Annotated in this window: 1 protein-coding gene; it reads left to right on the plus strand. The window is 59.1% G+C overall.

Going from position 1 to position 276, the window contains the following annotated elements; translation table 11 throughout:
• Positions 1–276: Wzz/FepE/Etk N-terminal domain-containing protein (locus tag AB3X89_RS40515; protein WP_368588096.1), on the plus strand; the 276-nt coding region annotated here is incomplete at both ends.

Below are 276 nucleotides of genomic sequence, written 5' to 3' on the forward strand. Positions count from 1 at the left end.
ATTTCGACGTACTGATGGCCAACCGCTGGCTGGTCGGTGGAATCGCCGGCAGCGTGCTCGCCCTGGGCGTGGCGTACGCGTTTATCGCGCCATCGGTGTACCAGGCCGATATTCTCGTGCAGGTGGAAGACAGCATCCCGACCAACAATTCAAAGAGTCCTCTGGGCGACGTCTCGAGCATGTTCGACGTCAAGACGGAGGCGACGGCCGAGATGGAAATCATCCAGTCGAGAATGGTGGTCGGCAAAGCCGTCGACGATCTGCACCTCGATATCA

Origin of the sequence: Paraburkholderia sp. BR14320 (assembly GCF_040948665.1) — a bacterium.
Taxonomy (GTDB): Bacteria; Pseudomonadota; Gammaproteobacteria; order Burkholderiales; family Burkholderiaceae; genus Paraburkholderia; species Paraburkholderia youngii.